This is a genomic window from Solibacillus silvestris (genome assembly GCF_051967575.1).
Lineage (GTDB): Bacteria > Bacillota > Bacilli > Bacillales_A > Planococcaceae > Solibacillus > Solibacillus silvestris_B.
In genome coordinates, this window is sequence record NZ_JBQCJW010000024.1 from 43,175 (window position 1) to 52,725 (window position 9,551).

Annotated in this window: 10 protein-coding genes and 1 pseudogene; 1 reads left to right on the forward strand and 10 read right to left on the reverse strand. The window is 38.1% G+C overall.

All coding sequences use genetic code 11. The features are described 5' to 3' along the window. Positions 1 to 11: 11 nt before the first annotated feature. From rsmA to metG, 5 genes are all read right to left on the reverse strand, one after another. Positions 12 to 899: a 16S rRNA (adenine(1518)-N(6)/adenine(1519)-N(6))-dimethyltransferase RsmA gene (rsmA, locus tag ACTHOQ_RS13765; protein WP_440496720.1), complete on the reverse strand. Its 888-nt coding sequence runs from the start codon at positions 897 to 899 to the stop codon at positions 12 to 14. Then, a complete protein-coding gene (rnmV, locus tag ACTHOQ_RS13770; protein ID WP_440496721.1) occupies positions 892 to 1,455 on the reverse strand; it encodes a ribonuclease M5 in 564 nt (187 codons plus the stop codon). The genes rsmA and rnmV overlap by 8 nt, the downstream gene beginning before the upstream one ends. Before the next feature lie 245 nt (positions 1,456 to 1,700). Continuing rightward, positions 1,701 to 2,900: a ubiquitin-like domain-containing protein gene (locus ACTHOQ_RS13775; RefSeq protein WP_440496722.1), complete on the reverse strand. Its 1,200-nt coding sequence runs from the start codon at positions 2,898 to 2,900 to the stop codon at positions 1,701 to 1,703. 244 nt (positions 2,901 to 3,144) lie between these two features. Then, positions 3,145 to 3,921, reverse strand: coding sequence for a TatD family hydrolase (locus ACTHOQ_RS13780; protein WP_440496723.1), 777 nt, complete (start codon positions 3,919 to 3,921; stop codon positions 3,145 to 3,147). 252 nt (positions 3,922 to 4,173) lie between these two features. Then, positions 4,174 to 6,135, reverse strand: a complete 1,962-nt coding sequence (gene metG, locus ACTHOQ_RS13785) for a methionine--tRNA ligase (protein ID WP_440496724.1) — start codon at positions 6,133 to 6,135, stop codon at positions 4,174 to 4,176. 341 nt (positions 6,136 to 6,476) lie between these two features. Between metG and abrB the strand changes: the two genes are divergently transcribed. Beyond that, complete coding sequence (gene abrB / locus ACTHOQ_RS13790) at positions 6,477 to 6,755, forward strand: transition state genes transcriptional regulator AbrB (RefSeq protein ID WP_440496725.1); 279 nt, start codon at positions 6,477 to 6,479, stop codon at positions 6,753 to 6,755. Positions 6,756 to 6,876: 121 nt separating this feature from the next. Here the strand turns inward: abrB and thiW are convergent. The 5 genes and pseudogenes from thiW to ACTHOQ_RS13815 all read right to left on the reverse strand — a co-directional run. After that, positions 6,877 to 7,368: pseudogene (gene thiW, locus ACTHOQ_RS13795) on the reverse strand (energy coupling factor transporter S component ThiW). A 21-nt stretch (positions 7,369 to 7,389) separates the two neighbouring features. Continuing rightward, complete coding sequence (locus tag ACTHOQ_RS13800) at positions 7,390 to 8,394, reverse strand: ABC transporter substrate-binding protein (protein ID WP_440496726.1); 1,005 nt, start codon at positions 8,392 to 8,394, stop codon at positions 7,390 to 7,392. A gap of 14 nt (positions 8,395 to 8,408) precedes the next feature. After that, positions 8,409 to 8,624, reverse strand: a complete 216-nt coding sequence (locus ACTHOQ_RS13805; protein WP_440496727.1) for an ABC transporter permease family protein — start codon at positions 8,622 to 8,624, stop codon at positions 8,409 to 8,411. Position 8,625: 1 nt separating this feature from the next. Beyond that, positions 8,626 to 9,180 carry an ABC transporter permease gene (locus ACTHOQ_RS13810; protein WP_440496728.1) on the reverse strand — a complete coding sequence of 185 codons (555 nt, stop codon included), beginning with the start codon at positions 9,178 to 9,180 and terminating at the stop codon, positions 8,626 to 8,628. Next, the coding region (locus ACTHOQ_RS13815) for an ATP-binding cassette domain-containing protein (RefSeq protein ID WP_440496729.1) at positions 9,167 to 9,551 on the reverse strand (385 nt) is incomplete at its 5' end. The genes ACTHOQ_RS13815 and ACTHOQ_RS13810, both read right to left, overlap by 14 nt.

Consider the following 9,551-nt stretch of genomic DNA (forward strand, 5'->3'; position numbering starts at 1 on the left):
CTAAATTCACATTATTGTCGAACACAAAAATTTGGATACAAGCAATCGGATAATTTACCAAATTCTTGAATTGTCAGTGTTTCACCACGGCGAGCTGGGTCGATTCCTGCCTCTTCAAGCGCCTGAACGATACGTTCTTTATTTTGCTTGCCATTCACAAGCCCATTTTGCAAATTGTTTAAAATTGTTTTACGGCGTTGCGCAAACGAGGCGCGTGACACTTCGAATAAGAAATCCTCATCGATTACCTTTACTGGCGGTGTCTCATGCTTTATTAATCGAATAACAGCTGAATCCACATTAGGCTGTGGCATAAATACAGTTTTTGGAACGACCATCGCAATTTCGGCGGTTACATAATATTGAATCGCAATCGATAACGAACCATATGCTTTCGTACCTGGTTTTGCCGTAATGCGATCGGCCACTTCCTTTTGCATCATGACTACAAAGCCGCGAATCGGCAAACGGTCATTTAAGAGCTTCATTAAAATCGGTGTTGTTACATAGTAAGGCAAGTTCGCTACAACCATAATATCTTCAATACCTGGCATTTCTTCTGCAATCACTTTCGCTACATCTGCTTTTAAAATATCTGAATGCACTATTTTCACATTATCATAAGGGCTTAGCGTATCTTCCAGCACAGGCAATAGGCGTTGATCTATTTCAAATGATACTACTTTTTTCGCATCCCGCGCTAAATGCTCTGTCAATGCGCCAATACCAGGACCGACTTCAATCGCCCCGCTATTTTCCGTTAAGCTTGCATGGCTGACGATATTGCGTAATATATTCGGATCAATCAAGAAATTTTGACCTAAACTCTTTTTAAACGAAAATCCGTATTTCTCTAAAATTTCCTTCGTACGAATCGGTGTCGCGATGTCTTTATGCATGCGTATCCTCCTGATCTAATTGCGAAATTGCTTCTGCAAACTGCTCGATTGTTATTTGAAACATTCTCAATCGTTTATGCAGCTGTTTGCCGTTTGTCATTCCAATATTTAAAATTTCACCTAGCTGGTCGCGTCGCTTTTTGGATTGCGGGTGGCCGATCAGTTTGGCTGTCATTAAATCTTCAAGTGTAATTTTTTCTTCAATTTGGGAATCCGCCAATGTATAAACATTGCTTAATGCTTCACGGATATCCTCATCATTTGCGTGTTCAATCCCTAAACCTTTACCGTTTTTGGCAATTGTTTTTGCCTTTACTAAAAACGCATGCTTCACACCTGGTATCCGCTCTTCTATAATGGCGCGAATGCGACGGCCCGGGTAATCAGGGTCCGTAAATACAATGACGCCTCGCTTCTTTTGTGCATGTGCAATCCGGCGCAATACTTCATCTGAAACTGCGGAGCCATTCGTTTCAATCGTATCCGCCCCTGTTGCACGTTTAATTGCTGTTGTATCGTCTTTTCCTTCTACAACAATAATCTCTTGTATATCCAAGAAACGTTCCTCATTTCTAACATAGTCTTTCGCTATTTTACCATAGAATGTGTCTTGATACTTCAACACATGATTTGTGAGGAAGAAAAGAATTTATAATTTCCTTTAGTACGAAAAGAAGCTTCCCCGCCAGCAGTCAACAAGCGAGAAAGCTATTATACATTTTGGAAGATGCCATTGTTTCAGTCCGATGCTTTAGCGTTCTACTTAAATAAAGCAGGGTTAAAAACAACAGCACATATAAATCATTTTAATACTTTAATGCGAACTTTTTTACGCCCCCAGCTATATGCTTCGGATTTTGTCGGCATTAAAATATCGATTTTATTCCCTTTGATCGCACCGCCTGTATCGCCTGCTACAGCATGGCCATAGCCTTCTACCCATACTTTTGTGCCTAATGGTATGATGCTTGGATCAACCGCGATCAGCTTCAATTCCGGATTTGCGCGCAGGTTAATACCTGCCGCCGAAATACCTGAGCAGCCTGCACAATATGGTGTATATGCTGTCGCTTCTACGTAAAATTCTTTCCCCGAAGCCGGTTCACCGGAACGGGAAACGCTTGCAGTGACAACTTTTGTACCTACAGATACGACTTCTGTTTTCGGTTCTTCCAATACTTTTTCGGAAGCCACCTTTTTCGATACGACTTTACCGTTCTCTTTTACGATACTGTACGTACGCTCCACTTTACCCTTTTTACCTTCTGTTACAACTTTTTCTTTACCCTTCAATAAAGAAGAATCATTTTTCTTTTCAATTGCGAAATCTACTGATTCTTCCACTACATCGGTAACCTTTTCTACGCGAACAACTGCGATTTTATCATTTGGGGTGATAACATACTCCAAATCTTTGTCGACCCGATCAGATTCGTCTAACTGAATCTCTTGTTGTTTTAAAAAGTTAGCGACCGTAGTCGAAGTGGACCATACTTGTCTCTTCTCTAAGCCATCGACAAGCGTTAACTGAAACGCCTTTTGAATATCGATTTTGTTATCTGCTCCTACTTCTGTATCCAAGCTTTGTGATACAAGATCATGCTCTGTTACTTCAATATTTGCTTCTTCCAAAATGTTCTTCACTACATTTTCAGTTGTCCAAACTTTTGACTGACTTCCATCAACTGAAATTACTACTTCTTTTGCCTGTTCCCATTTGATTGACATTCCACTATCAATCTTGGTACTCAGTGAGGGTGATACTTTATCATACTTCGTTAAATCTATATTCTGAGCTGCTAAAAGCTCATCAACCGTAGTTGCGTGTGTGTAAACTTTTGATGTCTCACCGTTCGCAGTAAACATAACGGGAGTTTTCGTCCCATGGTAAAGAACGAATGCAATTACAGAAACAAACAGGACTACTGATATAATTCGGACTCCTGTTTGCTTATTCCTCAATGATCCTAAGAACTGGCTTTTCATGGAATGATTTGACATGAAAATAACGCCTCCTTAATACAAAGTTGGATTATACGGGCTAGTTTTCGTACTGTCAATAGAAATGAATTTCCGAAAAATTATATATTTTATTCAAACTAGTGACACAACTAGTATTGGAGGCGAAATTAAACTTTAAACATTATTGAAAATTTTTTAGGCGAAAAAAATAAATGCAATATAAATTCCTCAAAATTCAGCATGGCAATTCCAAATTATTTTGTTCACCATTTACTTCATTTTTTTATTGCTCTATTTTGAAAAAGCGCTTTGCATTTTCAGTCGTTTTATACGCTACTTCCTCCACCGGCAATTCTTTCAAACGAGCAATTTCCTCAGCGACCAACGTAACAAAAGCTGGTTCGTTTCGCTTGCCCCGATATGGATGTGGTGCTAAATATGGTGCATCCGTTTCAATCAATATATGCTCCAGCGGAATTTCGGCCGCTACCTCTTTCGGCTGACGTGCATTTTTAAATGTGACAGGTCCTCCAAGACTAATCATAAAGTTCATGTTTATGCATTCATATGCTGTTTCAACACTCCCGCCAAAACAATGCATAATACCGCCAACTGATGCCGCATTTTCCTCTTTCAAAATGCGTACGACGTCTCCTGTTGCATCACGGTTATGAATAATAATTGGCAAATCCAATTTTTGCGCTAAATGAATTTGCTTCCGGAACCAATGCTGCTGCACATCTTTCGGTGATTTATCCCAATAATAATCCAGTCCTGTCTCCCCGATTCCGACTACTTTCGGGTGCGCTGCAAGCTGTTCAATCCATGCTAAATATTCATCTGTACAATCAATCGCATCTACTGGATGCCAGCCAATGACTGCATAAATGAAATCATAATCCTCTGCAAGCTGCATTGCGCGTTCAATCGTTTTTTTATCAAAGCCGATTACAACCATCTTCTCTACTTTTGCAGCAATTGCCCGATCGATTACATCCTGTAAATCCTCGTTATACTGATCTGCGTTTAAATGGACATGTGTATCGATATATGTGCTCATTATCATTTCTCCTATCGTGTATTGTACTCATTGTTAATATTTCTTAGTTTTCAGAATCATTACATATAAATTACAAAACTTTGCCGATTTGTCATTTGAACTATATAAAAAACTGTTATTACAACTAAACACCTAATAATTTTCCTTTTATAACCACCTAAAAGTTATGCTAATATACTTTTTGTAAAATACTATTGTATAAATAATGAAAAAGTCTGCTGAACACTCCTTGTCCAACAGACTCTTTACGAATTACTTCACTTGTGCGCCGTTCGTTAATTTCGGATCAACAGTGGCCAATGTTAATACACCATCATGCGAGCCCGCTAAAATCATACCTTCAGATAGCTCACCGCGCAATGTAACAGGCTTCAAGTTTGCAACGACAATTACTTTTTTGCCGATTAATTCTTCTGGTTTGTAATGCTCTGCAATACCTGATACGACTTGGCGTTGCTCATAGCCCAAGTCCAGTTGAAGCTTCAATAATTTCTTTGCTTTTGCCACTGGTTCACATGCTAAAACCGTTGCAACACGCAAATCTACTTTCATAAAATCATCAATAGTAATTTCCTCTGTTTGTGGAGCTTCCACAGAGACTGTTTCTTCTTGTTCAGAAGTTTTTACAGAGCTTTGCATCTGTTCGCGGATATATGCCACTTCGACTTCCACATCGAGTCGAGGGAAGATTGGTGTACCCTTTTCTACAACTTTAATATTTTGTGGAATAATATTGCCGAATGTTTCAATCGTGTCCCATGCTAATAATTTCTCATCAAGGCCTAATTGTTCAATAATTTGCTTTGGAGCGTTTGTCATGAAAGGTTGAACCATGACTGCAATATGTCGTAAACTTTCTGCCAAATTATTCATTACAGCAGCCAACTTCGGTTTATCCGCTTCATCCTTTGCCAATACCCACGGAGATGTTTCATCAATATATTTATTTGTGCGTGATACAAGTGTCCATAATTCAGAAAGTACGACACTAAATTGCATTTTATCCATACTTTCTTCATATTTAACACGTACATTTTCAGCATGTTCTTTTAATGCCGCATCATATTCAGTTTCCTGTAAATTTTCAGTAGGAATGATTCCAGAGAAATATTTATTCATCATTGAAACTGTTCGGTTTAAAAGGTTTCCTAAGTCGTTTGCCAAATCAAAGTTTGTACGCTCAACGAATGATTCCGGTGAAAATACGCCATCTTGACCAAATGGCAGCTCACGCAATAGGAAATAGCGTGTTGCATCCAATCCGTATCGCTCGATTAACATTTCCGGATACACAACATTGCCTTTAGATTTCGACATTTTGCCATCTTTCATCATAATGAAACCATGCGCAAAAATTTTCTTCGGCAATGGCAAGTCCAATGCCATTAAGAAAATTGGCCAATAAATTGTGTGGAAGCGGACGATATCTTTCCCAACTACATGGACATCTGCTGGCCAGTATTTATTAAACAGCTCTTCATTGTCCGAGCCATAGCCTAAAGATGTAATATAGTTTGATAATGCATCAACCCAAACATAAATGACATGCTTAGGATTTCCAGGAACTTTAATCCCCCAGTCAAAAGATGTGCGTGATACGGATAAATCCTCTAGCCCTGGTTTAATAAAGTTGTTAATCATTTCGTTTTTACGAGATTCCGGCTCGATAAATTCTAAATTATTTTCGTAATAAGCAAGTAATCGACCAGCATATTTTTTCATATTAAAGAAGTAAGATTCTTCTTTGACCTTTTGAACATCCCGGCCACAATCCGGGCACTTTCCATCGACTAATTGCGTCTCAGTATAGTAAGACTCACAAGGTACACAATAAAGCCCTTCATATTCGCCTTTATAAATGTCGCCATTGTCCAAAAACTTTTGGAAAATTTTCTCTACCGCATCTGTATGGCGCTTTTCGGTAGTTTGAATAAAGTCATTATAGGAAATATCCATAGTATTCCATAATTTTTTAGCGCCTTCCGCAATTTCATTCACATAATCTTGCGGATCCATTCCTGATTCTTGCGCTTTTTCCTGGATTTTCTGACCATGTTCATCCATACCAGTTAAAAAACGTACGTCGAAACCTTTTAAACGCTTGTACCGTGCAATTGCATCTGATGCAACCGTTGTATACGCTGTACCAATGTGGAACTTGCCACTTGGATAATAAATTGGGGTTGTTATATAGAATGTTTGTTTTTCACTCACGAAAGTGCCTCCATTTGTTTGTTAAGTATATTCTTTATTCTAACGAAGTACGAAATTTGTTTCAATGAAAGTTTATTGGAATTCCTACATGTCGAAAAGTTGAAACAAAAGTTGGGAATTTATTAAAGCTTTTTGACTATTAAAAATATTTTATAGTAAATATTTTTTATAAATTCATCCCATAGTACAAATATGACAAAAAAGTTCCTAAAATGAAGAAAATATGAATGCTAAATAATTGACGTATATGGTATTAGTTGGTATGATTTTAAATAGACACGGATTGAATGTCGAATTTTGACGAATTTAAACAACTTTTTGATATAGGAGGAAATATTAATATGAAATCAACAGGTATCGTACGAAAAGTAGATGAATTAGGACGTGTAGTAATCCCTATCGAATTACGCCGTACATTAGGCATTGCTGAAAAAGATGCTTTAGAAATTTACGTGGATGATGACAAAATCATCTTAAAAAAATATATGCCTAACATGACATGTGCAGTTACTGGTGAAGTTTCTGATGAAAACATGCGTTTAGTAGGCGGAAAATTAATTTTATCCGCTGAAGGTGCAGAAACATTAATGAAAGAAATCCAAAATAACTTAAAAAAATAAATTTGCTGCTTATTTAATTGCTATCAAAAATAAAAAATCAAGAGTTTCGATAATACGCACTCTTGATTGAATAAAGGGAAATCAAAAATCTACGTTAGACTTTTGATTTCCCTTTTTTGTGTTATTTTATTTTCATTTGTAGCATACCGCTAAATGCTTTATTTTGTACCATTGCTTTTAACATGATATATCCCAACAGGGCACCCGCAAAAGAACTCATCGTAAATGCTGGTATAAATCCAAATAGAGTTGCCTCCTGTCCTAGTAGTAAGATTGCTATCGGATAGGTTGCTAGTGCGCCAATAACTTCACCAACAGCAGCAAAGCTTAGCTTCTTCGTTTTCTGATAAAGAAAGGCTGCAAGAAAAGCTCCAATCATACTGCCTGGATAAGCAAAAATCGATCCAGTGCCTAGAAAGTTCCGCATTGTTTAGGTAAGAAAAGCACCTATTACTGCATACCATGGACCAAGCATTACAGCTGACAGGATATTGACACAATGTTGAATCGGAAAAATTTTAGCAAAGCCTAGTGGAATGTAGATTACACTACTGGATGCTGTGGTGATCGCTGCAAGAATCGCTGTGTACGTTAACTTTCTTGTTTGATTCATGTTTTAATTCCCCCTCTGCTGTTATTTTGGTACGATATTTTGTACAAATTGTTGAGGTTCAACCTCTGTAGAAATTACGCCAGCTTCATACAGCCAATTTGCTACGTTCTGCCAACTTTCTTCGTCTTGGTAACCAAACGATACGCCTTCATCCTCCATTAATGGTAGAAGAATTTTCAAGCTTTCTTTTTCAACTTCAGCATTTAATGTGGAGTCTGCATTTTCATTTGCCAATAAAATTTGTAATCCGGCATCTGGATTTTCTTTTACAAACTGTTGTCCTTTGGTAACAGCCTGCCAAAACTTTTCAATCGAATCTTTTTTCTTATTAAAGGTATTTTCACCAGTTACAATAACAAGCTCGTAATTATCCGGTACACCATAATCATCCAATCGGAAAGAATCCATCTCATAGCCTTCTTTATTGAGCAACACCAATTCATGGTTAATGTAACCACCACCGATTGCGTCTACTTTATCTGTTGCAACTGCAGGCATTAAATCCCATCCCACATCTGTCATTTTCACTTTGCTAAAATCTCCACCATCATGTTCTACCATTGTTTTTATAACCGCTTCCGTTATCACAGTGGATGGATAGCCTACATTTTTCCCTTCCAAATCCTTTGGTGAATTAATCCCTGCTTCTTTTTTCATCATAATAGAGTCAAGTGAATGACGAACATAAGTAGCAACCGATACAACCGGTATTTCTTCTGCTCTTGATTGCACGACTTGACTTTGATAGCTAATTGCTAAATCGACCTTCCCAGTTGCAGCAAGCTTTAACGGGTCATTTGTATCTGCAGGCATTTGGATCTCAACATCTAAGCCATGCTCCTCAAAATAGCCTTTTTCCTGCGCAACATAAAGTGCCGCGTGTACTGCGTTCGGATACCAATCGAGCATAATCGATATTTCCTCTAATTCTGATTCTCCATTTTCAGATGCTGTTTTATCATTACTACACCCCACCAACATGATGGCTAGCAACAGCAATCCAATAGGAATTTTCCAATTATTCATTTTCTGTTTCTCCTCTAATTTTCATATTTCCATTTTCTAAGAACCATTCGCTCAATCCATGTGGCGAACGCAAACAGTAGGATTCCTACAGAAGTTAATATCGTAATTGCCGCAAATACACCTTCCGCATTCAAATTTCCAGACATTCTCCGGCTGTAATAGCCTAACCCCTCACTTGCACCTAACCATTCCCCAATGGTTGCCCCTACTAGTGCAAATACGATAGCCATTTTAAAGCCCGAGAAAAATGAGGGTAGCGCCATTGGGATATGTAACTTTAGAAAAATCTGCTTGCTTGATGCCCCCCATTGAACGAAATAGTTCAATATAATCTTTATCGCACGCTCGTAAACCATCATACGTGCTCACCACAATAGGGAAAAATGAGATAAGCACCGTTACTGCCACCTTACTCCAAATGGAATAACCAAACCACAGTACAAAAATGGGGGATAGTGCAATAATCGGAATCATTTGCGAAATGATGACGGCCGGATACATTACTTTTTCAATAGGTTTAAAGCAAAACATCCCGATAGCCAGTGACACCCCTAATAGAACTGTTATTAAAAAGCCAATGAAAAATTCGATTGCAGTTGCCTTTAAATGCTCCAAAAATAATACTCGCCAATTATCGATAATCATTTGTAGAACTCCTGTTGGTGCAGGGATAATAAAGCCTGGCACAATACCTTGCCTCACGAGTACTTCAAGTACAACAAGTAACGTTGCAAAAAACAGTAGAAATAAAGCGTATTGTTGAAACCAACCTCTAATACGTTTCACTGGAAATCTTCCTTTCCAACTTTCTTCTTAGAGCGATGCCAGGATCCGAATAGATCATTTCGTTGGTACGTGGCCTTGGTAAATCAACGCTAATTTCCTCTACGCTTTTATCTTGATGCAGAATCAAAATGCGATCACTCAACAAAATTGCTTCCTCTAAATCATGGGTAATGAAAAGAATTGTTTTCTTTAATTGCTGCCACATCGATAATAGCCAAGTTTGCATTTCTTTTTTCGTAAAAGTGTCCAATGCGCCAAATGGTTCATCGAGTAATAACACATCTTTACCTGTTAGGAGTGCTCTTAAAAAAGCTGCACGTTGTCTCATTCCACCGGATAGTTCTTTCGGATAGGCATATACGTAATCTTTT